General features: G+C 34.9%; 23 protein-coding genes. 16 read left to right on the plus strand and 7 right to left on the minus strand.

Annotated elements, in window-relative coordinates:
* Positions 1-151: 151 nt before the first annotated feature.
* The 10 genes from JCM15579_RS18210 (at position 152) to nfo (ending at position 13,736) form a co-directional block, all read left to right on the plus strand.
* Entirely contained in the window at positions 152-949 is a 798-nt protein-coding gene (locus JCM15579_RS18210; RefSeq protein WP_054722452.1) for an 8-oxoguanine DNA glycosylase, read from the plus strand.
* 50 nt (positions 950-999) lie between these two features.
* Complete coding sequence (locus tag JCM15579_RS21000; RefSeq protein ID WP_218186232.1) at positions 1,000-1,311, plus strand: alpha/beta hydrolase family protein; 312 nt, start codon at positions 1,000-1,002, stop codon at positions 1,309-1,311.
* Positions 1,305-1,934 carry an alpha/beta hydrolase gene (locus tag JCM15579_RS18215; RefSeq protein WP_218186233.1) on the plus strand — a complete coding sequence of 210 codons (630 nt, stop codon included), beginning with the start codon at positions 1,305-1,307 and terminating at the stop codon, positions 1,932-1,934. Before JCM15579_RS21000 ends, JCM15579_RS18215 begins: the two co-directional genes overlap by 7 nt.
* A gap of 61 nt (positions 1,935-1,995) precedes the next feature.
* The gene (locus JCM15579_RS18220) at positions 1,996-3,264 is read left to right on the plus strand and encodes an erythromycin esterase family protein (protein ID WP_054722454.1); all 1,269 of its coding nucleotides are present in this window, start codon (positions 1,996-1,998) and stop codon (positions 3,262-3,264) included.
* A 648-nt stretch (positions 3,265-3,912) separates the two neighbouring features.
* Positions 3,913-7,296, plus strand: coding sequence for a ligand-binding sensor domain-containing protein (locus tag JCM15579_RS18225; protein WP_054722456.1), 3,384 nt, complete (start codon positions 3,913-3,915; stop codon positions 7,294-7,296).
* Positions 7,297-7,475: 179 nt separating this feature from the next.
* Positions 7,476-8,171 carry an SIMPL domain-containing protein gene (locus tag JCM15579_RS18230; protein ID WP_172677469.1) on the plus strand — a complete coding sequence of 232 codons (696 nt, stop codon included), beginning with the start codon at positions 7,476-7,478 and terminating at the stop codon, positions 8,169-8,171.
* Between the two features lie 187 nt (positions 8,172-8,358).
* Positions 8,359-9,096, plus strand: a complete 738-nt coding sequence (locus JCM15579_RS18235; protein ID WP_054722459.1) for a lysophospholipid acyltransferase family protein — start codon at positions 8,359-8,361, stop codon at positions 9,094-9,096.
* A 1-nt stretch (position 9,097) separates the two neighbouring features.
* The gene (locus JCM15579_RS18240; protein WP_054722461.1) at positions 9,098-9,940 is read left to right on the plus strand and encodes a patatin-like phospholipase family protein; all 843 of its coding nucleotides are present in this window, start codon (positions 9,098-9,100) and stop codon (positions 9,938-9,940) included.
* A gap of 292 nt (positions 9,941-10,232) precedes the next feature.
* Positions 10,233-12,686: a TonB-dependent receptor gene (locus tag JCM15579_RS18245; protein WP_083464759.1), complete on the plus strand. Its 2,454-nt coding sequence runs from the start codon at positions 10,233-10,235 to the stop codon at positions 12,684-12,686.
* A gap of 207 nt (positions 12,687-12,893) precedes the next feature.
* Complete coding sequence (gene nfo, locus JCM15579_RS18250) at positions 12,894-13,736, plus strand: deoxyribonuclease IV (RefSeq protein ID WP_054722511.1); 843 nt, start codon at positions 12,894-12,896, stop codon at positions 13,734-13,736.
* Between the two features lie 40 nt (positions 13,737-13,776).
* Here nfo and JCM15579_RS18255 read toward each other — a convergent pair whose 3' ends face one another.
* From JCM15579_RS18255 to JCM15579_RS18275, 5 genes are all read right to left on the minus strand, one after another.
* Complete coding sequence (locus JCM15579_RS18255; RefSeq protein ID WP_054722466.1) at positions 13,777-14,523, minus strand: sulfite exporter TauE/SafE family protein; 747 nt, start codon at positions 14,521-14,523, stop codon at positions 13,777-13,779.
* Between the two features lie 68 nt (positions 14,524-14,591).
* Positions 14,592-15,206, minus strand: a complete 615-nt coding sequence (locus JCM15579_RS18260; protein WP_054722468.1) for a MarC family protein — start codon at positions 15,204-15,206, stop codon at positions 14,592-14,594.
* A 250-nt stretch (positions 15,207-15,456) separates the two neighbouring features.
* On the minus strand, positions 15,457-15,912 hold the full coding sequence (locus tag JCM15579_RS18265; protein ID WP_083464760.1) for a methionine-R-sulfoxide reductase: 456 nt from the start codon (positions 15,910-15,912) through the stop codon (positions 15,457-15,459).
* A 43-nt stretch (positions 15,913-15,955) separates the two neighbouring features.
* Positions 15,956-16,810, minus strand: a complete 855-nt coding sequence (locus tag JCM15579_RS18270; RefSeq protein ID WP_054722472.1) for an alpha/beta fold hydrolase — start codon at positions 16,808-16,810, stop codon at positions 15,956-15,958.
* Positions 16,811-16,918: 108 nt separating this feature from the next.
* Positions 16,919-17,293 (minus strand): response regulator, encoded by a 375-nt coding sequence (locus JCM15579_RS18275; protein WP_083464761.1) that lies wholly within the window; start codon positions 17,291-17,293, stop codon positions 16,919-16,921.
* Positions 17,294-17,565: 272 nt separating this feature from the next.
* Between JCM15579_RS18275 and JCM15579_RS18280 the strand changes: the two genes are divergently transcribed.
* Complete coding sequence (locus JCM15579_RS18280; protein WP_054722476.1) at positions 17,566-17,793, plus strand: putative signal transducing protein; 228 nt, start codon at positions 17,566-17,568, stop codon at positions 17,791-17,793.
* Positions 17,794-17,822: 29 nt separating this feature from the next.
* Complete coding sequence (locus JCM15579_RS18285) at positions 17,823-18,590, plus strand: transporter (protein WP_083464762.1); 768 nt, start codon at positions 17,823-17,825, stop codon at positions 18,588-18,590.
* 242 nt (positions 18,591-18,832) lie between these two features.
* On the opposite strand, the gene JCM15579_RS18290 is transcribed toward JCM15579_RS18285, so the two are convergent.
* Entirely contained in the window at positions 18,833-19,135 is a 303-nt protein-coding gene (locus tag JCM15579_RS18290) for a cupin domain-containing protein (protein WP_054722480.1), read from the minus strand.
* A 69-nt stretch (positions 19,136-19,204) separates the two neighbouring features.
* Between JCM15579_RS18290 and JCM15579_RS18295 the strand changes: the two genes are divergently transcribed.
* Positions 19,205-19,666, plus strand: a complete 462-nt coding sequence (locus JCM15579_RS18295; protein ID WP_054722482.1) for a YybH family protein — start codon at positions 19,205-19,207, stop codon at positions 19,664-19,666.
* Here JCM15579_RS18295 and rarD read toward each other — a convergent pair.
* Positions 19,663-20,559, minus strand: a complete 897-nt coding sequence (gene rarD, locus JCM15579_RS18300; RefSeq protein WP_054722485.1) for an EamA family transporter RarD — start codon at positions 20,557-20,559, stop codon at positions 19,663-19,665. The two genes, JCM15579_RS18295 and rarD, sit on opposite strands and share 4 nt — an antisense overlap.
* Before the next feature lie 1,632 nt (positions 20,560-22,191).
* On the opposite strand from rarD, the gene JCM15579_RS18305 reads away from it, so the two are divergent.
* From JCM15579_RS18305 to JCM15579_RS18315, 3 genes are all read left to right on the plus strand, one after another.
* Positions 22,192-23,118 carry a hypothetical protein gene (locus JCM15579_RS18305; protein ID WP_054722487.1) on the plus strand — a complete coding sequence of 309 codons (927 nt, stop codon included), beginning with the start codon at positions 22,192-22,194 and terminating at the stop codon, positions 23,116-23,118.
* 230 nt (positions 23,119-23,348) lie between these two features.
* Positions 23,349-24,083, plus strand: a complete 735-nt coding sequence (locus tag JCM15579_RS18310; protein ID WP_054722489.1) for a hypothetical protein — start codon at positions 23,349-23,351, stop codon at positions 24,081-24,083.
* Between the two features lie 135 nt (positions 24,084-24,218).
* Positions 24,219-25,004 carry a hypothetical protein gene (locus JCM15579_RS18315; protein WP_157471550.1) on the plus strand — a complete coding sequence of 262 codons (786 nt, stop codon included), beginning with the start codon at positions 24,219-24,221 and terminating at the stop codon, positions 25,002-25,004.
* Positions 25,005-25,160 lie beyond the last annotated feature (156 nt).

Below are 25,160 nucleotides of genomic sequence, written 5' to 3' on the forward strand. Positions count from 1 at the left end.
CACACGCGGTAAAAAACATTGCGCGGATAGTGCTAAATTTGAACAATATAACATTTAATAAATGGCTTAGCGGCTTGATACTGAAACGCATTTAAGTGCGCAACGATTTCTTACCGCCATCCGTTATGCCTTATGATAAGGAATTAAAAATATGACAGATAAAGAGATATATAAATCAGCCGTTGATTTTTTATTGTCATTTGATTCAGTGTCTAAAACCGACCTTGACAAACATTTAGTTTCAGAGTTTGAGAAACCAAATGACTTAAAAATCATTTACAAAAAACTATGCGAATCTGCTCAAAATAAACAAATGAGTGCAAAAGTCATTGGAAACTCAATTGGTGGTATCGAAAATCTAAAATTTGTTTTGTTTGACTTTGACCCTCATAAAGTTGCTGCCAATTTTTCTAAAACAGATTCAGAAAAACTATTAAATAAAATTCGCCAGAAACTTAAGCCAACTGGACAGATTAGAACAACTAACAGGAGTTTATGGCCTCAGTATTGTCAATCAGTAATAGAATCAGCCCATTTTTTAAAATCTTTTGATACTGCAGAAAAGTTTTACAAGTGGTCTGATTTTTTTGCTAATGATAGCAAATCAAAACCTGCTCTTCCATTGATGATAAGTATTGAAATTTCAGGTATCGGTTTTCCTTTAGCTTGTGACTTTTTAAAAGAATTAGGCTTTGAAGAATACGGTAAACCTGATGTTCATTTAAAAGATATTTTTAAAGCACTTGGTATAATAGACCCAAACGAAAAATCAGTTACAAAACAGGACTATGCAACACTTAAAGCAATTGATAGAATTGCAAAAGCAAATAATTTGACTTCATATGCTGTTGACAAAGTATTTTGGTTAATTGGTAGTGGAAACTTTTATCTGACAAATAAAAATATTGGGAGACAGAAACAAGAATTTATAAAGAAAATAATGAATTGAAAATAAAGCACAAAGCATAGCCAAACCGTTAATACAATAAAAAACACCCAATGAAAAAATTACAATTCATCACTCTTGCAGTACTTTTTGCATTGCAATTGTCGGCACAACAAAAAGAAGAAACCTACAATTTACAAACGGAAACCGGAGAGCTTAAAGGCAGCTTGCTCTTGCCTAAAAGCGATCAAAAGCTTCCTGTGGTTTTAATGATTTCAGGTTCTGGTCCCACAGATAGGAATGGGAACAATGCCATGATGCAGAACAATTCACTAAAAATGTTGGCAGAGGGATTGTGTAAGAGTTCCATTGCCAGTGTGCGTTACGACAAAAGGGGAGTAGGCGAAAGCAAGGGAGCATGGTAAATGAGGCAGATTTGCGTTTCGAGCATTACATACAGGATGTGAAAGACTGGATTGCCAAATTGCAAAAGGATAGCAGGTTTTCAGAGGTAATTGTATTGGGGCATAGCGAAGGATCTACCATTGGTATGATCGCAATTCAGGATTTGAAGGTGGCAAAGTACATTTCTGTAGCTGGTCCGGGATTTGCTGCAGGCGATATCATCCGAAAACAATTAAAGGCACAACCACCATTTGTACTGCAACAGGCAGAACCCATACTTACAAAATTGGAAAAAGGTGAATTGGTTGAGGATACGCCTGCCTTTTTAGCTGCCTTGTTCCGTGCAAGTGTTCAGCCTTATATGATATCCTGGATGAAGTACGATCCAAGCGTAGAAATCGCAAAATTATCTTGTCCTGTTTTATTGGTGCAGGGAACTACAGATCTTCAAGTAAAAGTGGAGGATGTTGAGGTGCTGGCAAAAGCAAATCCTAAAGCTAAAAAACTGATTGTTGAAGGAATGAATCATGTTTTGAAAGAAGCCGAAGCCGATAGAATGAAGAATTTTCAAACCTACAACAATCCTGAATTGCCATTGAAAACTGGACTTTTAGAGGGAATTGTGGAGTTTACCAAGGAGTAAGTTTTTGTTGGTGCATTGATATGTTCTTACTAGCTATTAAATAGATTAAACCAATATATAAATGAGAAGAATTTTAATTTTCGTTACAGTATACTTTTGTTTACTAATAACAGCAAAATCCCAAATAAAATGGGATGACACATTTACGCCTTTTGTTTCAGAATTATTATCAACGGAACCAAATTGGGATAACAATTCTGACCTATCTGCAATTGACAATCTGATTCAGGACAAAAAGATCATAGCACTTGGAGAGGCGACCCATGGAACCAGGGAGTTTTTTACCACCAAACATCGATTGATTAAATATTTGGTACAAGAACATGATTTTAGGGTATTTGTAATTGAAGATGACTATGCAAATTCACATCTGATTAATGAATTCGTTGCTGGAAACAGCGAGCACTCTGTTGAAACTCTTTTATCAAGAAGTTGGATGGGTGCCTGGAGAACTCAGGAAGTGCGTGATATGTTACTATGGATGAAATCATTCAATGAAAATAGAAATGATAGTGACAAAGTAAAAGTTTTTGGCTGTGATATGCAATGGCCTCGCAGTTCTTCTATATTTATTCGTTCCGAATTAAAAAAATCAAATCTGCTGGATGACAACACAGAAAAGACTCTGGAGTATTTGATTAATTACAGCCTAAGAAACCAAATGAGCAAGCGTGAGAAAAAAGAAGTGAAGCACTTACTTGCTCATTTGAATGAGATTGCCCTCAACTCTTCTAATGATCGGTTGAAGTTCACCATTCGAGTGTTAGAGCAGTGTATGGATATTATGTGGACTAGTAAGATTACGGCTTCATTTTCAGGAAAACGCGATAGGTATATGGCCGAAAATTGTAGAAAAATTCAGGAGCAAGAAGGAAGAAAAATGATTGTCTGGGCTCACAACCAACACATTGCCGAACATTCAGATAACAGTAAGCAAAAGCCCATGGGAGCACATTTAAAGGACTATTTTGGAGATAATTATTATACGTTTGGCTTTGGATTCTATACTGGAGAATATTTCGCATATGATCTTGAAAAAAAGAAGTTTTGTGCCTGCGATCTAGGTTTGCCTAAAAGTGATTGTATTGATCACACCTTTGCAAAAGCTCCTTATAAAAACTTTATTCTGAATCTTAAAAGTATAGGACTTCCCGAAGAACTAGCAGCATTAGTTAATAATACAAGCTGGTCTAGAAGGGCAGTGGGTACCTATGTAAAAGATATTAATTCAGATATAAACTATTGCAAGCGAAAGCTTTCTGAGGGTTATGATGCGTTAATATTTATTAGAAACACTAACTCTGTAAAAGCATTACCTTATACTCCATAAAATAATAACTGCTGGCAATTGATTCTATCGAGTTCCATTTCTAAAACAGAAGTATCGGAATTGTTGGTAGATCTTCATCTGATTTTGGGTAAATAGGTTTAAATAAATGTAAAATATATTGCATTAGATCTTGACTTTTAATCTGTTAATTGTTAAGTTTATAATGTTCAATTTTAATTTTGAGTAATATTAAAAGAAACAAATGTTTAAATCATTCAATTTAGCATTTGGGTTATTGTGTTAAAAGGTCGCTGGGGAGTGACCTTTTGCTTTTATAGCTCCCTAAATAGGATCACCTCCTGCTGCTATATATTTACTTCTATAGAGTTGCAATCCTGTAGCTCTACAATTTTCTGGTCATCTTCTTTTTATGGCAATAAGGCAGAGGAAACAAATGATGACCCTTTTCATTTCGAATGAAGTCTTTTTCTCCTAAGAAAATTTAATGTTTTGGAAAAAGAAATTTGATATGAAAGACATAATTCTTTAAATTTAATCATACTACGTACAAGTCTTTGGTGCAATCTTTCGAATTTGATGCAGGTATGATAGATTAATTTTAGCCTGTCTGTGGAGGGTATAATAAGTGATTATATACTATAGGTGTAATTTTATTTTTAATATAATTTAAGAAAGAATCTGGTATTTATGGATTTAATAAAAAAACATACTTTTTGGAAGAGGATGCTTTTTATTAGTATCCTTATGATCAAGTTAAGTTTTGTTGTTGCCCAATCAAAAGATAGTAGACTTAAATATTTGTCGCAGGAAGACGGACTGTCAAGTTCTGTAGTAGTAGATATCGTTCAAGATAATTATGGCTTTATTTGGTTTGCAACCAGAAATGGTTTAAACCGATATGATGGTTACTCATTTAAAACATTTACCAACGATCCTAACAATTTTAATAGTATACCTGTTGACAGACTCACCTGTTTACTAATTGATAAGAATGGAAATTTTTGGATTGGTTCTCTTGATGGTTTGGTTTACATGGATTATGATACGGAAACTTTTTCTTTAATTGAGTTTCCGGAGAATTTACCCAGTACACAAAAGTATATTAATTGTTTGTGGCAAGACGGTAAAAATAACATTTGGATAGGGACAGATAGTGGCTTGTATGTAAAAAGGTCCAACTCAAAGGAGATAGAACTTCACACTTATGGTATTATAACAGATAATATAAAAATTCGTGATATCGTTGAAGATGATGAACAGTCTCTTTGGATTGCTTCAAATATTGGGTTGATTAAATATGAAACTGATAAATCACAAGTAAGGCTATTTCAACATAAAGAAAATGCCCCCAATGGTCTTGTACAATCAGACATTAGAAAATTATTATACGATAGTGAGAATTCATTATGGATTTGTTCGCAGGATTCTGGTGTTAGTCGATATTTAATAAGTGAAGGTAGATATATCAACTATGTGCATAGCCAAGAAAGATTTCCCCAATGCATTGTAAGTAATAGTATTTATGATATAATAGAAGATAGTACAGGAAAGATATGGATGGCAAGTCAAGGAGGAGGGGTTAGTATATATGATAAAAAAAATAACACATTCAATTACTTTGCCTCAATACCAAATAATACTGAATCCCTGGCTTGGAACGTGGTTTTGTCTTTACTCGAAGATCAAACAGGAGGGATTTGGCTTGGCACTTTTGGAGCTGGAATTAATTACTGGCATCCATCTTTACAAAACTTTAAGTGTTATGGCAGTCAAATAAATAGTACAGGTATTAATGTAACTACGGTTTATTCCATTTTCGATGATGGAGATAAAGAATTATGGATTGCTGGTTTTGGGGAGAAATCATTGAATATTTATGACAAAAAAAATAAAGGGTTAATAAACTTAAAAGATGAAATTAGATCTAATATTGTTTGGATAAAGGCTGATATCTTTAACCCGGAAGAAATCGTTTGGATTGGTTTAGATCGGAGTATAGGTTTTGATCTTTATAAAATTGATAAAAACAAAAAAAAGATATTAAAGAAATTTAAGCTTCCTGATGGACGTACCGTTGTAAATGATGCCTTGCAAGAGAATGACTATACATTTTGGATTGCTACTTCTGATGGATTGGTGAAGCTCAATGAAAAAACTGGATATACTCAACACTTCAGATATTCAAATTCGACCACATTATATGGAAAAATAAATTGTGTAGAAACTTTAAACGACACATTACTGGCCTTGGGAACTAATCGGAAAGGATTGTTTGTATTTAATAAGTTGAATGGCAGTAGTGTTAATTATAAATACACTAAGGGAGATTCATCAAGTATATGCGATAATACCATCAGAGACTTATATCTTCAAGGTCAAAAGCTCTGGATTGCTACTACAAATGGGTTAAATTCTTTTGATTATGCAAACAATAAATTCAAGTACTATTCTAAAAAAGATGGCTTTAACTCAGATTTTATGAGTGCAATTGAAGAAGATAATGATGGGAATTTATGGGTTAGTAGTAGAAATGGAGTATCATGTTTTAATTTGAAAACCGGTGTGGTTAATAATTACGATGGAAGAGATGGAATAAAGACCAAGGACTATATACTGGGGTCAAGCTATAAAAATAAAAAGGGTGAATTGTTTTTTGGAGGAAGCGGAGTTACAACTTTTGAGCCGCATCATCTAATTAAAAATCCAAAACCTGTTTCTGTTGTTTTTACCGATATGGAGGTTCTAAATAAACCAGTAAATACTTTTTCCGGTGGTGTTTTAAATAAAGTCCTTCATGCAACAGATACAATAAGTTTATCCTACAAAGATAAAGTGATCTCTTTCAACTTTGCGGCTTTGGAATTTGCTTTACCGCAAAAAACCACCTATGCCTACAAGTTAATAGGGCTTGATACAAGTTGGCATGATATCGGAAATCGTCGTTTCGTTACATTTACTACGCTACCTCACGGCAATTATCAATTAAAAGTGAAAGCTAAGAATAATGCTGGAGTGTGGAGTAAAAATGAAGCAAATTTATACATTCATGTGATACCTCCTTTTTATAAGACAACTTGGTTTAAAATTACTTTGTTAACAATTATACTCTCGCTGTTTGGTTCTTTTTATTATTTAAGAGTTCGTTTTTTAAAGAAAAAAACAGAAAGGCTAAACTTAATTGTCAATGAGCGTACCTTGGAATTGCGGAACAAAAATGAAGAAATTATTTCGCAAAATAATCTTCTAGAAGATTTAAATAAGGAACTAAATAATCATAGAAACCATTTGGAAGAGTTAGTTGATGAGCGAACGGCAGAACTGCGTGAAGCAAAAGAAAAAGCTGAAGAAAGTGAAAGGCTCAAATCGTCATTTCTCGCGAATATGAGTCATGAGATTCGTACGCCTATGAACGCTATTCTTGGTTTTTCTTCTTTATTAAGTGAACGTGATTTATCGGCGGAAAAAAAGGACCAATTTATTGGTATAATAAAGTCGAATGGAGACTCTCTTTTGGGTTTAATTGATAATATTATGGATTTATCAAAAATGGAAGCTGGGCAAATTCAATTAGATATAGAGCAGTTTGACTTGAATTATTTGTTGAGTGAGATTTATAATATGTTCATTCCTGAATCAATAAAAGAAGAGAATAACGATATAGATTTTGAATTAATTTTTCCCGAAGAATGTTATCTGTTCGAATCGGATTCTGTTCGGTTAAAGCAAATAATAATTAATTTACTTGAAAATGCTTTCAAATACACCGATAAAGGGGAAATTAAACTTGGTTATGAAGTAAACGAATCGTTTCTAAGAATTTTTGTGAAAGATACTGGAATTGGTATTGCTAAGGATAATTTAGAATACATATTTGGTCGTTTTAAAAAGATAGAAGATAGAAAAGATAGGCTTTATAGAGGAACAGGGCTAGGTCTTTCTATTGTAGATCATTTGGTGAATTTGCTGGGTGCTAAAATAGAAGTTGAATCTACTTTAGGTGAAGGTTCTTGTTTTTATATAATTTTTGAGCTTAATCATAACACTACACACAATATTACTTCTAATGTATAAACAAGTGTAAGGATCTCATTTGTAACAGCTTGTTGAATTCGTAAAAATATGATCTAATAAAGGAATTAAAGTCAATCATATTTTGGCATTAACAGTTTAGGAATTTTTGTTTTTTCTGGCACAATATATGTTATGTAAGCATTGTTAAAAAATCAAAACACACATAAAATATAATGCCCATGAAAAGAGCTATTGTTATTCTAATTGCCATATTTATTGGCTTTAATTTAAGTGCGCAGGCCCAAAAGAATTTTATCGATCAGAACTACATTGAGGTAAAAGGCGTAGCAGAATTGGAAGTTGTTCCCAATGAGATATTCGTAAATATTGTTTTGGATGAGAAGGATACCAAAAACAAAGAGAGCATTGAGCAACTGGAACAGAAAATGTTTGTGGCCCTCGAAAAAGCAGGTGTAAACCTTGAGAAACAACTTTCCGTTTCAGATTTCAGCAGCAATTTAAAATTTCATTTTTTTAAAGGGGCAAATGTTCTTAAAGCAAAACAGTTTGAGCTTTTGCTTCACGATTCTCATACGCTTGCACTGGTTTATGTAGAATTGGAGAAGATTAAAATCTCTAATATCAATATTCTAAGAGTAGATCATTCTGAGATTGAAAAGTACCGTCAGCAAGTAAAGGTAAATGCCATTAAAGCCGGAAAAGAAAAGGCCGAAGCATTAACCGAAGCCATAGGACAGAGAGTGGGCAAGGCCATTTACATTAACGAAAATGCTTCTCAATACAGAAATGATTATGCGAATACAGCCATTAGAATTAGAGGAGCTTCCTCTTTGGCTAAAATGAAAACTCCTGATTTGGATTTCCAGAAGATAAAATTGGAATACTCGGTACAATTGCGCTTCGAGCTTTTGTAATAACTGATTTAGATTTTACATACCAGGATACTGACCATGGATTACGCATAAAGTATGTAGAGGGTGGAGGACTCTGCATACTGTGTTTTCCATGGTAATTTGTTTGTGAAAGATCAAATTGAAGTTCGATTTCTTCAATAAATGATTTTTTTGTTCTTTTGTGGAGAATTTTAATCAACAAAGAACAATGGCCAAGATTTTATCATATATCCTAACTATAATATTCTACATCCTATTTTTCTTACTTCTTGTTATTTTTCATCCTATTCAGGTGATTAGTTTAAAGCTGTTTGGCTACCGAGCGCACAAGAATTCCGTTGATGTTCTCAATTTTTTTCTGATGCGATTGGTTGGGATTCTGGGAGTGAGAATTACCTATGAAGGAAGTGTAGATTTGCCTAATGATCGTCCCTTAATTATTGTATCAAACCACCAGGGAACTTATGACATTCCTCCAATTGTATGGATTTTTAGAAAATACCATCCTAAGTTTATTTCTAAAAAAGAGCTGGCTAAAAATATTCCTAGTGTATCTTATAATTTGCGTCATAGCGGTGCCGCTTTAATCGATAGAAGCAACAGGGCACAGGCAATTCCTGAAATTCACAAATTGGGAAAATTGATTGCCAAGAACAATTATGCAGCTTGTATTTTTCCGGAAGGAACCAGAAGCAAAACCGGGAAGATGAAAAAATTTAAATCGGGAGGTATCGAAACGCTTCTTGATGCAGCTCCTAATGCTTTGGTTGTGCCTTTTGCTGTTGATGGAAATTACAAGATCGAGCGCAAAGGGATGTTTCCTCTTTGCATTGGACAGAGGGTAAAATATAGCATTCTTGCTCCGATTGAAACGCAAGGGAAATCAGCTGTTGAGATTACCAGTGAAGCTGAAAAAGTAATTCGTGAAAAGTTAAATCAATTGTAGTATGACCACGAATTCCGGTAAAACAGCTTTGGTAGTTGAAGGAGGAGCCATGCGAGGCATTTTTGCCGCTGGAGTTTTGGATGCTTTCATGGAACAAGCTTTTCTTCCTTTTGATATGGTGATAGGTGTTTCAGCTGGTTCGATTAATGCTGCTGCTTATTTGGCAAATCAACATGGAAGAAATTATAAAGTTTTTACCGATTATTCGTTGCGACCTGAATACATCAGTTGGAAAAAATTCTTGTTGGGAGGTCATTTAATGGATTTGGACTGGTCGTGGGACATTACCGGAAGCGAATTACCAATTAATGTTGACCTGCTTTTTGAGAAGAATATTGATTTCGAAATAGGAATTACTCGTAATATCGATGGCAGCTCTAAGTTTATTCAAGCTACACCCGAGAATTTGAGCGATGTGATGAAGGCCAGTTGTTCTGTACCTTTATTCTATAGAAAATTTCTGAAAGTAGATGGTGAAATTGTTGCAGATGGAGGCGTGTCGGCACCAATTCCCGTTGAGCGAGCCATTGAGAAAGGTGCTACTAAAATCATGGTAATCAGATCGAGAAAGAGAGATTATCGCATGAAGAATGGAAATGAGAATAAGTTGTCGAGATTACTTTTCAGAAAACATCCAGGTTTGGCAAAAGCCATTCAAAAACGTCCTGGTATCTACAATCAAACCATTAAGTTGATTAATCATCCGCCTGCAGGAGTAGAGATTATTGATATTTGTCCTGCGGATTCTTTTTCTACCAAACGATTCACACAAGACAAAGGGATTCTGGATAAAGATTACGAGCTTGGCAAAGAGCAAGGGATTGAAGCCATTGAAAGATGGTAAGCTTCAGTTATCAGTTAGCAGTTGCGCTTAAATACAAGGCTTCTCTGTTATGATTCATTGTTCACTGTTCATTGTTAATTGATCATTGTTCATTTAAAAATATCTCATTTTTTTTTAAAGATAGATTAAACCTTTTGATAGTTTGTGTGTCTATACTTCGACATAAAGTCGAAACAGACATTTGTTTTATCGGGTAAATGTTAATAAATATCTAAAAAACTAGATGAGTACATGTTTATCCAATAAGGAATTGTATGTTTGTTTGGATACAAAAAAAACTTAACCTACTAACATGAATAGATTATTACTATTGTTAAGCTTTGTTTGCTTGACAATGTTTTCAAAAGCAGTTGAACCTGCTGTAAAACCAGAAATTCAAGGAGGAATTATTAAAGGAGTTGTGAAAGATCAGGCATTGGAAACTCCTGTTGAATATGCAACCGTATCGATTTACTCCATGATAGATTCAACTTTAATTGATGGTACCATTACCGATGCAAATGGTGCTTTTTTCTTAAAGAAATTGAAACCAGGAAATTACTTTGTTGAAGTATCTTTTATTGGTTACAACAAAGCTGTGGTTAGAAATATTCCCATTAATAAAAAACGCAAAGAGATTGATCTAAAAACGGTTTCTCTGCGACAGTCCACCGAGGCTTTGGATGAAGTTACCGTTACTACTGAAAGAATTCCTGTTCAATATCAAATCGATAAGAAGGTAATTCCGGTGAGCCGACAAATTACAGCAGCAAGTGGTAATGCTGTAGATGTCTTGGAGAATGTTCCATCGGTTAGTGTAGATATTGAAGGAAATGTGAGCTTACGCGGAAGTTCGAATTTTACAGTATTGGTTGATGGCAAGCCTTCCATTTTGGATGCGGCGGATATTTTAGAGCAAATGCCAGCCAGCATGATTGAAAATATCGAGATCATTACCAATCCATCTGCCAAATACGATCCGGAAGGAACTGCGGGTATTATCAATGTAATTACCAAGAAGAATAAAGATTCAGGTATAACCGGAGTGGTTAATGTAAATGTTGGAAGTCATGAAAACAACAGTGCCGATTTTCTTGTGAATTATCGCAAGAAGAAATGGAATTTCAACTTTGGACTGGATTACAGCAGAAGAGGTTTTGAAGGATCAAGCGAGTCTGAAAACAGAACAGAAGTGCAGGGAATTACAAACTATCTTCTTTCGAGTGGTGATACAGAACGACATCGTGATGGATATGGCTTTAAAACGGGAGTTGATTACGATATCAATGAGAAAAATCAGCTGTCGTTTGCATTTAGATATGGCACAAGAGATATGGAGCGTAAATCCTTCCTGGATTATTCAGAATATGCAGAAGGAGAGACTCCTGCTTTATATGACAGTAGAGACTTGTGGACTCGCGAAATGGATTTCATCAATTCCAGTTTGGCCTATACAAAAAAGTTCAAGGGAAAAGGTCATCAGTGGTTTACACAGGTTAGTATCTCGCGCAGAGGAAATGGTGATGAGGAGTCATTAAATGCAAGGTTTGATGCCAATGGTCAAGTTTCTGGTCAGCGTTCTACTGAAGATGGACCAGGACAAAGAATAGAGATTCGCTCCGATTACACACTTCCTTTGGGTAATGATAGAAAATTCGAGTTTGGATATCAGGGACAAATCCGTTCTAGCGAGGCCGATACCAAAAGATTTGAATACAACACTGCAACTGGTGGGTATGATTTTCAACCAGAATATAGCAATGAAGTTGAGTACGACAGAAGTGTTCATGGCTTGTATACAACCTTTGCCGATAAAATGGGAATTTTGGGTTATCAGTTAGGATTCAGAACTGAGTTTACAGATCGCGAAGTAGATTATAGTGGTGAATTGGAAAAATTTAAGATTCAACAATGGGATTTCTTTCCTACAATTCATGCGCAATTGGATTTGGGTTCCAGAAATCAGTTGATGGCAAGTTATGCCAGAAGAATTGATCGACCAAGAGGTTATTATTTGGAACCATTCATTACCTGGACTGATGCCTATAATGTTCGTCAGGGAAATCCAGATTTGGATCCTGAATACATTGATTCTTATGAATTGGGATTCATGAAAAGATTTGGTGACCAGTCCGTGTCTATTGAATCATACTATAAAGTAACGCACAACAAAGTAGAACGAATTAGAACTCCTTACCAGGAAAATGTAATGTTGAGTAGCGTTGCCAATGTTGGGAAAGACTATTCTTTTGGTATTGAAGCTACATTAAACTTGACTTTTGCAAAATGGTTTAAGAATGATTTGATTGGTAATGTTTACCATTACAAGGAAGAAGGAAGTTTTGAGACGAAAAATGCCTTTGGCGAAAGCATAGTTCAAGATTTTTCTACTGAAAGTTTCAATTGGAGTTTGCGCAATAATTCAACATTCATATTGGATAAAAGAACAAGATTGCAAATGAATATCAATTACCAATCTCCTACAGATTGGGCTCAAGGTAAACGTGCTGGATTTTTGACGAGTTCATTGGCTTTAAGAAGAGACTTTTTCAATAGAAAATTGTCTGCAACTTTCCAGGTTCGCGATGTGTTGGGTACATTCAAACATGAAACCGAGTACATGGGAGAAGGCTTCTACAACTTCAACAAGTTTGAAATGAATTCTCCAGTGTTCCGATTAAACTTGAGTTATAAGATTAACAATTACAAGCAAAACCGTGGAAGACGTTCGGAAAATGGTGTTGATGTAGAGGATTTTGAGATGTAAAATAAACTTACTATAGAGAGAAACTCACGGATTAATTTTCGTGAGTTTTTTGTTTTATACCATTTTAATTTAAAATCATTGCGGTGTAATGCCGATAGATGTTTAAAGAACTACAGCAAATGAAATAAAGTTATAGATCATTTAAATACTAATCGGTATTATGCTATTTTGTGGTGATTTACGAAAAGTATGACGAAAAGGAAAGATATGAAATATATAGGAGCACATGTAAGTACAGCTGGAGGTGTTGAAAACGCACCCATAAACGCCAATAAAATAGGAGCGAAGGCATTTGCTTTGTTCACAAAGAATCAAAGGCAGTGGAATGCGAAACCATTAACAGAGAAGAATATTCAAGAATTTAAAGCGAATTGTGAAAAGTATGGTTTTGGTCCTGAACAGATTCTTCCACATGACAGTTATCTTATTAATTTGGGACATCCTGATCCTGCGGCCTTGGAAAAATCAAGAGCTGCCTTTTTGGACGAAATGCAAAGGTGTGAGCAATTGGGATTAAATCGCCTGAACTTTCATCCAGGAAGTCATTTAAAGAAAGTATCGGTTGAGCAATGTTTGGCTACAATAGCAGAATCGATTAATATAAGTTTGAATCATACGAAAGGAGTTTGTGCTGTAATTGAAAACACAGCAGGACAAGGAAGTAATTTGGGGTTTACCTTTGAGCAAATTGCAGAAATTATCCATCAGGTGGAAGACAAGGAAAGGGTAGGAGTTTGCATTGATACATGTCATGCTTTTACTGCTGGCTATGATATTTCTTCGGCAGAAGGTTTTCAAAAAGTCTTCGATGATTTTGAGAGAATCATTGGCTTTAATTACTTAAAAGGGATGCACTTGAATGACTCTAAAAAGGAACTGGCAACTCGAGTGGATCGTCACGAGGTGATTGGAAAAGGTTTCATTGGTTTGGAAGCATTTAAATGCTTAATGAATGATAGCCGATTTGATGAGATTCCAATGGTTTTGGAGACACCAGATTCAGACAATTGGGCAGAGGAAATAAAATTGCTTTACTCTCTTGTAAAATAGTTTGCCTGGATTCAATGAATACAGACGGTATTTTGGATTGCTAATGGTGAATTAATGTTGATACAACAATAAATACTCCTGTAATGATATTGATTCCAATTACCATTTTACGAAATTTTTCAGGTTCTATTTTACCTGAAAATTTTGAACCCAAATGCGATCCAAAGAATAGAATCGGTAGACAAAACAAAGCTAGGTTTACCGATTCTGCTTCAATCATTCCTTTCATTACAAAAGCAGCGGTTGTAAAGAATGAAGAAAATGTGCTGAACCACGCAAAAACACCGCGGAAGTGATCTTTGGAGTATCCCTTCCGGTTCATGGCAATTACCAGTGGAGGACCACCAACCGAAATGCAAGAGCCAAGAATTCCACTTATGAAACCAGCGAATACAATTGGATATCTGCGAAAGCGTTTGGCTAATCGTACCTTACCCAACATTCTAATTGAGAAAATAATGACCAAAATCCCGGTAATCAAACGTAAGTTTTCACTGCTTACAAATTCAAGGGCATAAACACCTAGAGGAATCCCACCCAAACTAGCAACAAACATTGGAATAAACAGCTTTGCCTTTATTTTTTCCTTTAGCTTGAATAGAATAACAAGACTGGTAATCAAATTAAACAGACTCATTGCAGGAACCAAAACTTGCATTGGAAATAGCAATGAAAGAAAAGGAACAGCAAGCAGTGCAAATCCAAATCCAGTCATCCCTTTAATGAATGCTGCAGATAGAATTACAATGCTACACAGTATAATTTGAATAAGTGTTATGTCATGCATTATTCTGCAAGTTATTCGATCAATATTATTTGTAAAGTTAGCAGAAGAACTGCATTAATGAAACTTATTTATGAATGTTGTATAGCTTCTTTTAAAAAAGGAAATAAAGTGTGAATTTGAGTGGCTACATTGCTCATGAACAGTTTGACTGAAATGGCCAATAGGATAATTCCAAATACTTTACGAAGTATGTGAATTCCTCCATCACCAAGCACTCTTTCTACCAGATTTGTTGATTTTAATACCAGGTAAACAAATGCAAGGTTCAGAATAATAGCCGCAATAATATTTTCTACTGCATACTCAGCACGAAGGGCCAAAACCGTTGTGAATGATCCTGCACCTGCAACCAAAGGGAAAGCAATAGGAACAATTGAAACACCACTTGGACCATCGTATTTAATAATTTCAATTCCCATTACCATTTCAGCTCCCATAATAAACAGAATAATAGAACCTGCAATGGCAAAACTTGAAATATCCACTCCGAAAATTCCCAAAAGTTTTTCTCCAAGGAATGTAAAAATGATCAATACGGTTAAAGCTACCAAGCTTGCCTTTAGAGCATCAATTCTTCCACCTTTTTTCTTTAAATCTAATATAATTGGGATAGATCCGATAATATCGATAACTGCAAAAAGTACCATAGAGGCGGAAACGATCTCAAGAAAATTTAGATTCATCGCAATAGAGTTTTATTGGTTTATAGTAAAATGTTAACGGTAAACTTACAATATTTTTATTATCAATTTAGACTGATGAATATGAAATATGTACGAATATCGATCATCAAAAGTTAAGAATTTCACAAGTGTCGAATGTAAGTGTGAAATATTATAACATTTTGCGAAGATATGTTTTTTTTACAATTTTCAGATGCCAAAAAAAGAGTTTTCAGAAGAAAACCCTTTCATTGTATTTGATTACTGTCTGTTATTTTTCTTTTAACTCCTCTTTGGGAATGAAATTCAAAGAGATGCTGTTTACACAATGACGAGTATTCTTTTTTGTAAATCCTTCGTTAAGAAAAACATGTCCCAAATGACCGCCACAGTTGGCACAAACAATTTCAGTTCTTCTGCCATCGGCATCAGGAATTCTTTTTACTGCACCTTCAATTTCATCATCGAAACTAGGCCAGCCACAATGCGACTCAAACTTATCTGACGAATTGTATAGTGCTGCATTGCATTGCTTACAGGTATATACACCTTCTGCCTTATTCTTTAAATATTTTCCAGTACCAGGATATTCTGTTCCTTTATGAATAATTACCCTTTTCTCTGCTTCGGTTAAAGTGTTGTATTTGTCCTTTGTCATTGCTTTTTGTGCGTTTACGTTATATGCGCTAAAAACGAATATACCTATTAATATTATTGCTTGTTTCATGTGTTTAAAATTTACATGTTCGTTTCTTATCTCTTCAATTAAATTACTGATTCACATTTTTAATGGATTCAATAATTAGATCGGGGCGTGACCAGGGAATGAAGTGATCCAAATCGTCCAATAAAATGGAATTGATATTACTTTGATAATTCTGATAATAATCTAAAGTTTTAAAAGGAACCAAAACGTCTTTCTTGCCCTGTATATAGGTAGTCGGCACATCAATCGCAGAAATACGAGGTTCATTTTTAATCAAGCATTCCGATAGAGCCATCATTTCCTTGTTGCTGTTTTTTAATTCGTGAGGCAATATTCTTTGAGGAATTCCTCCGGCAGCTAAGACATTATACCATTTGGCTTTTTGATATTCAGGTGATAGGCAGGGCGCAACATAAATGGCATGTTTTATTTTATCTGGATAATCAATTAAAACCTGTTCCAATACTGCACCTCCAAAAGAATGTCCCAAAACAATAATTTTCTCGTGTTTTTGAGTGTAATGTTCCATCACTTTAGCAGCAACTCTGGCTTGGTTTGACAAACTTGTCATGGCAGGAACGCTTGTTTTACTGTAGCCTGGGCGATCGTAAGATATTAGGCAGAATTGCTTTCTCAGTTCTACATCAGTAAATATCTTTTTAAAATCAAACCAATATCCAGGTGAGCCATGAATAAATAATACTTTTGGAAGAGATAAATCACCAATATACTTGGTATGGATGGTGTAGTTTCCAAATTTTACAAATTCTGTATTTGGAACTACATTGTGAGTTAATAATTCGTCAATTGCGTTTTGATCGTTAAAAGTAGATCTGATTTTTTGGAGAAGGAATGTTGCTGAACCTGCAATAATTACAAATCCTAAAACTATGAATACGCTTTTAATCCTTCTTCTCATATCACTCCTGCTTCTTAAAATTCAGACAGTAATAAATAAAATACTTTTTTGTCTGAATTACAAGAGTAAGGATGTTATAAAATCTTAAATAATTGCAGTTTTTGGTTTTTACTGGAGATGTTTGTTAATCAATTTAATCAGGACATCTTTTTTGACTGGTTTTGCAACGTAATCATCGCAACCATTGTCTAATGATTTTTTTTTATCTCCCAACAAAGCGAATGCAGTTTGAGCAATAATTGGAAGATCTGGTCTTGTTTTTTTGATTGCTTTTGTTGCTTCGTAACCATTCATCAATGGCATTTTGATATCCATTAACACCAAATCAATCTTTGCATTTTTTTGACACAGTTCAATTGCCTCCATACCATTACTTGCAACAATAACCTTACAATTAATTTGATGCAGTAATTCTTCGAAGTAGATGCGGTTAAATTCTTCATCTTCTACAACCAAGATCGTTTTATTTTTGAGTTTACTCATATGGGAGTTATTGATTCACCCTCTAAAATAGTTCTTCTGATTGATGGAATGAAATATTAATAAAGAAATCTTTAAGAATTTGAACAGTTTCTGTTTTTGGGATTTAAAAGAGGTTTTATTCATGACCATTGGACTTTTTTAATCGACAAATAGCATTTTTTTATTTCATGAAAAGATAAGAATTTACTTCTTAAGTTTTCGGATTATTAATATAGGATCATATTGGGAATTTCTCTATCTTAGAAAGAAACATAACAATTAAATTGTAGCATATGACTGACGGAAATAATTTAGTTTGCGTATTTACAGGATCATTGGTAGACGTAAAATATTATAAGGAAAGATTGGAGGAAGCTGGGATTCCTTCTTTATGGAAAGATGAGTTTAGTTCCGGTACGTTGGTAGGAATGGGTGGAACACCTGACAATGTGGATCTTTTTGTGGATGAGGAGCATGAAGCAAAAGCTCGGAACTGCATTGCAAGTTTACAGGGACAATAGATGTATTGCCAATTTGTAATTTTATTTCAATGAGAAAGCTTTTTGTATTGACATTATTCGTAATGTTCAGTGGGATTCTAATTGCCCAGAAAAAAGATCCAATGGTAACCGATAGGCCAGGAACGGCCGAATCGGCGAGTGTGATACCCATTAGAGGATTTCAAATAGAGTCGGGCTTCGCTTTCGAAAAAGTGAGTTCTGATATTGATCATGTAACTTTTAACAGCACTTTGTTAAGATATGGGCTGGTTGAGAATATTGAATTAAGACTGGGATTGCAATATTTAGGCTATTATCATTCTATGGGTGGTTCGGATATTGAAGAAAGTGGATTTGGTCCCTTAACACTGGGTGCAAAGTTCCTGTTGCTAGAAGAGAGTGAGAGGAATCCTCAATTGGCACTTCTTTCTACTTTTTCAGTTCCCAAATCGGGAGCTTCGGCTTTCGAGAATGAAAACCTAGGGGCAGATATTCGATTAAATGCAGATTATACCGTAAATGATGCCATGTCTCTTGAAGGTAATCTTGGTGTAGCCTGGAGTGGAATAAAAGGGCAAGATTATGCCGTTTGGATGTATGCTGCGGTTATTGGTTTGACTTTATCAGATCAAATAGGTGCATATGCAGAATTATATGGTTATCTGCCTGGTGAAGGAAAGAATGATCACAGGTGGGATGGAGGACTTACTTATGCGGTTACAGAGGATTTACAATTGGATTTTTCGACAGGAATAGGATTGAGTAAGGTTTCCCCAGATTTTTTTATTAGTTTAGGCTTATCAATAAGAATGCCTTAACAGGTAGTTCATTACATCAATTCAAAATAAGGCTTGATCAGTTTACTGGTCAGGCTTTTTTTTGCAAGTCTTGTAAAGTTAGAATAGTGAAAAAGTAGAAATGGTTTGAAATTCAAAGCTTAAAGTGCAGATCCAAGACATTGCCTTGGATTTACCTTTGATATATAGGAGTTGTAGAGACAGCATGAATGCTGTCTTTACTAATGTGTTCTATTGATACCCCCTCAAAACTGGTCTATTTGTTATTCAGGTAAGGTTCGGGAAATTAAAAATTTGGAATCTTCTTCAGCTTTAAGGCCATGCATTTGTCCTTTCTCGAAAGAGACGAAGTCATCCTCTTCGATGGCGTAGATTGTTCCTTCAATATCGAAGCTTAGTTTTCCTTTAATCAGATACAGTACAGCATTTGCAGGAGCAGGTTGGGGAGGAATTTCCATTCCCTTTTCGACACTTACAATAAGACTTTCGAATTGTGAGTTCGAATAGATTTGTTCTTTCTGAATTTTAGATGTTTCGATTGTTGAGGATAGCTTTTTTACGAACATAGATTTTGAAATTGGGATTTATTGCTTGAAAATAAGTATTTTTCTTTATTGAATTAAAACCACTAAAATATGAAAATGTCGGTAGGAAAAGTATTATATCTCTTTTTAATTGGGGTGTTGATTACAGCTTGTACTCCAAAAGTTGATGTGGAAGTATGCAAGCAGGAAATCCTTCAAGTGGATGAGGAATTCTCAGATTTTTCGGTAAAACATGGAATGAAAAAGGCCTTTTATGTTTTCGCAGATGATTCGGCAGTAATGTTGAGAGAAAATTCTTATCCCATTATGGGAAAAGAAGCAATAAAACAACTTTTCTCTAACACAAACGATTCTGGGTTTAGTTTGAGCTGGAAACCTTCTTTTGCCGAGGTATCTCATTCTGGTGATTTGGGCTATACCTATGGCATCTATCATTACACCACTCCTGATACCATTACAAAAGGCACCTATGTATCCATTTGGAAAAAGGGATCAGATGGAAAATGGAAATATGTATTGGATTCAGGAAATCAGGGGCTTGGGAAAGATTAGTTCGCTTCTTTCTTTTGTCTGGTTCCTTGTATCATGGAAATGGTATAAAGAACCAATGCAAACCAAATCAATGAAAATGCAATGATTTGCTCTTTTTTAAAGGCTTCATCGTATACAAATACTCCAATTAAAAGCATTAGTGTAGGGCCAATGTATTGCATAAAGCCAATGGCCGATAATGGGATTCGTTGTGCTCCTTTGGCAAACCAATACAATGGTAGAGTGGTAACAATACCGGTAAGCATTAAGTAAGCATCGGTAGAGATATCGCCGGAGAACAAAGCTCCGCTATGATCGAAAAGTTTCCAAAAGATAAAGCCAGCTGCAAGGGGAGCCAAAATAAAAGTTTCGACTGTTAAGGCTGGGATGGCTTCTATGCCTGCAGTTTTTTTTACCAAGCCGTAAAATCCAAATGACAATGCCAAAATAATGGCAATCCAAGGAAAACGACCATAATCAATGGTAAGGTAGATTACTGAAACGGAGGCAATGATTAATGCAACTATTTTAAGTGTATTCAGGCGTTCTTTCAGGATGATCATTCCCAACAAAACGTTTACAATCGGGTTGATGTAATAACCCAAACTGGCTTCCACAATTTGATTGATGTTTACCGCATAGATGAACAATCCCCAGTTGCCGCCAATTAATAGGGAGGAGACAATCAGGCTGTTTCGTGTTTTCTTCTGCTTGAGCAGCGCAATGATGTTCCTCTGCTTCTTTATCAGGATGAATAGCAAGAGGAAAACGAAAGACCAAAAAATTCGATGAGCCAAAACTTCCATGGCTGGAATATTGCTCAATAGCTTCCAAAACAAAGGCAATATGCCCCAAGCAAAAAAGGCTTGCAATGCATAAATGTATCCTAATGTATTGTTCTTGCTGTTTTCCATGTGTATGACTTGATTTTGGATTGCCGCAAATGTAAGGAAATTATGCATCAGATTTTACCATGATTAAAATTTGATATGAAGAAAGATTGGAAATATTGCCTGAAGGGCAAAGATCATTCTAGCCCAGGGGAAGGGAGCGAAGCGACTGTTGCCCTGGGTTAATGGGTTGCAATAAAACGTCGCAACTGGGTAAGTTGTTTTGTAGGGTGAATTTTATTGCGACGGAAATGAATTGTTTGTTTTGTCTTCAAGCCAGACGGGCTATCTTTTGTCATTACCACAAAAGAATCAAAAGTCTAGGTGTAAGCACTCTGCGACCCATCACGGCTCAATGATGAAAAGAAATAATAGTTGCGTTCGTGCCTTACTCCACAGAATTTCTTTTTGATCATCATGTTTCGCCTATGGGTACCCCACCTGCGTTGCTCATACCAAACTGACTTGAATGGTTTGTGGGATTAATTTGAAGTGGGACCCAAAAAGCTTTCGTGGAGGCGACAGGGAGAGGAGTATAGTAGAGTTGTTTTAATCTTATTTTGCCTGAAGGGCAAATATCATATAGCCCAGGGGAAGGGAGCGAAGCGACTGCCGCCCTGGCTTAATGGATTCTGCAATAAATCGTCGCAACTGGGTAGGTTGTTTTGTGAGGGGTGTTTATTGCGACGAAAAAGGATGGTTTTACCATAGAAAACTCTCACAAATATCCTACGCCTTCATATTCTTAGTACAACTTCCTCTCCTCAAGGAGAGGATTGAGGTGAGGTGATCTGAAATGGATTGTGCGAAAAAGAAAATAGATTGTACGAAAATAGAAATAGACTGTACGAAAATGTAAATAGATAGCTCGAAAATGCAAATAGATCCCCCAGAAAAGGAAATAGACTGTACGAAAATGAAAATAAATCGATCCAGAATGAAGGAAAATTAATTCAGAATGGAAGAAAATTGATTTAGAATGAAGGAAAATTAATTCAGAAAGGAAGAAAATCCATTGAGAATGAAAGAAAATCGAGAAATAATCTAGGTAAATTGAACCATGATGAAAGTAATTCCATTCAGTTTGTTCAAGTTCTAAAGAAGATTTCTAATACCAAGGAGGAATATAGAAATGTTTGAGGGAGGAGGAGTTATACTGGCGGCAAGATGATGGGAATAGCTTTCGATGATACGGGAAATGTAAGAGAAAAGGAGTGGGTGATGTAATAATATTGGCATTGATTTAAAATAGGAACTTGTAAGGGAGCCAATAATGGCTTAATAAGCCTAAGGTACCATACTTTCCAATTGTATTAAACCCCCAAGTGACTGGGGGCTTTTGTATTTTCAATCAATATTAATAATGGATTGATAAATTCTATTGCAGTTTATTGGGATAAATATTTTGTTTGGTAATAATTGTTGTTAAATTCGAGATGGTGTTTTTATTACAAGAGATATGAACTTGTATGGGTGAAAAATTTCTTGCAAAAATTAAAAGTCCAAAGGGCTCAATTTTAGATTGTAAATAATTCAATAATAATAACATACAAAAATTAACGGATATGTGAAATATAGTGCATTGCACTATATACTTACGTTGTGCACCATAAAAAAACGAGACACCGAACTACAGAAACGAACAAAAACATATAAATGAAAAAAATTTTAATACCGATTTTTGCAATTTTAATTTTAGGTTGTAATCAGACAGATAAGGATGGATATATTTTACCCGATTGGCAACAAGGAGACTATAGATTTATAAAGACTGAGGTTTCATCTTTTAGCAGAGTTAATAATGATACGATTTATAATTTATCAGCTAAAAACGAGTATAAGTTTAGCGTAGTTGGAGTATCGAAAGATTTCTACACGATTGAAATGCAGAATATTTCAAAGCCTGATTTTGACTTCACAATAGGGATTGATTCGGTTGGAAATGATATTAATAAAATGATGTCTTTACTGCAGAGTTTTCCCAAAATTTCAATTCCATATCAAGTAAGGATAACAAAATCTGGAGAAATTGATGAAATTGTAGATTGGGAAACAGTACTTGATAAATTTGTAGCTAAAATTATGCATATAGCCGATAGTATTGGATTTAGACCAGAGGAACATCAATATATGAAACAGTATTTTAGTTCAACTATTGGGATTGAGGAGAATCTAAGAAACACTTTATTTAAAGAGATTTCGGACAATCTTGATTTATACAACACTAAAATCCCTGAACCTGATTCAATAGTAACAGAAAAGATTCAAGTTCCAAATCCGAATACAGGAATGATTGTTAATGCAAAACTTCACTATAAGACATTGTCGGTTACAAATGGCATCTATGAGATTGAGATGAGAATAGAATTTGATGATGATATATTTTCAAACTCAGACGATTTTGTAGAAGACTTCTTCAATAAAGACTCGACTAAAGAGACTTTTAAACCTGATTTGGAAAATTATTCGATTTTCTATTGGAATTCTACTACCTCATGGATTGATAGTTCAAGATTTCATATGAATCTTATAGCTGATACGATTGAAGTTAGGATGAAGACAAAAACATTGATGTACAAATAATTACGGTGCACAACATTTTGTATAAGTAATGGCAGGGAAAGTGCTAAATATTAAGTTTTGTAACACGCTCAAACTGTGTAGCGGTTTGACAGGAAAGCACCACGCAATCTGCCACTACTCATACAATTTTCCGTTAGGGTGCATTAAAAACTGCCGATGCTTTGTCTGAAATCGTTAGTATACTTTGAGCAATAGGAATTATGAATCCGAATAAATAAATATTAAGAGATATGAGTAGAGTCATTATAATAGTCATTGCTCTAACATGCTTTTATTCATGCGATATTCAACTTGATAGGTTTAATGAATTTTTTTCTCAAGAATATCACCAAACAGAGATAGAAATCAATAGAAACCAAAGCATGGGTTCATTTAAACGATACTTGGATAGTTTATCTTGCTCCATTGCGTTTTCTGATAAAGAAGAAAATAACTTGCCATTCATTTATTTCAATCCAAAATCAAAACGCATCACTAACAAAAAAAATAACTCTTATAAATTAGGATTGTATTTGTATCCATGCCAATATGGTGAATTTGACATACTTTATCGCAATAAATTGGAGATAAGGATGGACACCAATATGGAAATAGCAATTGAGAATATAAAAGTACGATTAGATAGCATACCTAATTTTGTGAAAACTCACATTTTGAATTTCGGAAAAGATCCTAACTATTCAACAAAGCCCCAAAGTGCTTTAATAGAAATTTCATTAGATAATAAGCTTGTAGTCGGAGACATGGAGCCTATATTAGATAAAGTAATAGAAGGATACCGAAACACCCTTCTTTTCTATTTGGATCAGAGCAAAAGAAATATTGAGGACTTAAGTGAAGAAGAAATAAAGAAAGTAAAAGAAGAAATTCCTTTCAACATATGGATAGAGTCACAGCAGTTAAAACTTCCGCCCCCAAAAGAACCAAGGAAAAATAAATTAACGCACCCTAACAGCGGGTCATAGCGCATGCCGCAGTTTGGCTCGGCTGGATGCAGAAGTGAGAATTTGAACAACAGAACAACTTTTAACAAACCTGCAGAAGCGGCGGCACGACGCCATACCCGCGAAACGTTAGGCGTCATATTGAACCGTAAACAAATGAAACTGATATTAACAATATTGACTTTAATTCTTTGTCTAAATTCTCATTGTCAGAAAATGGATGATAAGTCTTTGACTACAGACAACAAGATTTTTGAATTAAACCAAAATCAACCTGGAGAATCACAATTTTTAATCATCAAAGACTTAAAAAATAATGTTCTAAAAAAAGTAGAATTGGAGAAAGAATATGACCCTTATAGGTTTATGACCATGAGCACAGGGAAAAGTCAAATTGCAATAATTGGTGGTCGCTATAAATTTTTCACTCTTAATTGCAGTTCCAATAATATTTTCGGACCATTTAGTGCACAACAGCGTGAGTTAGGACAAGATGCCCAAAGTGGTGTATTCTATGCTTATAAACTAATTGAGAATAATAAATACCTATTGGCAAATGCGCTTGACTTTGGACTTTATTGCTACGACATCGAAAATTTGAATAAAATAGAAACTGTTAACTTCTTCAAACCAGATCCAATATTTTACAAAGGCAAATATCACTTCCTTGACTCAGAAATAAATAACGAATACTGCATGATTTCAGCATCTTGTGGAAATTATTCAACTGATATTGAGTCTGACATCTTATTTAAAAACATAAAACTTCAACAAGACAAAAACCAAAATATAAAAAAACGAATAGTACTGAACAGATATCTAATTTTAAATCAGATAAGTGAAGATTCAACCAACTCAGAGTTAATTGTTGACTTGGAATCTGGAATATTATTGAGTACACAAAAAGACAACGAATTAATAAAGGAAATATTAAAAGAATAAAAATACGAACGCCTAACAAAGTGTAAATTTCAGAGCGGGGTTGGTGGTTTTCGAGCCGCGGATTCTCGCATGAACGTCACGTCCTACCGGACGCTGACGCTCACCGAAATCCGCTCCGCAACTTACACCAACCGTTAGCTGCAAGTGAAAAGAACG

This window comes from Marinifilum fragile JCM 15579 (assembly GCF_001310955.1).
Classification (GTDB): domain Bacteria; phylum Bacteroidota; class Bacteroidia; order Bacteroidales; family Marinifilaceae; genus Marinifilum; species Marinifilum fragile.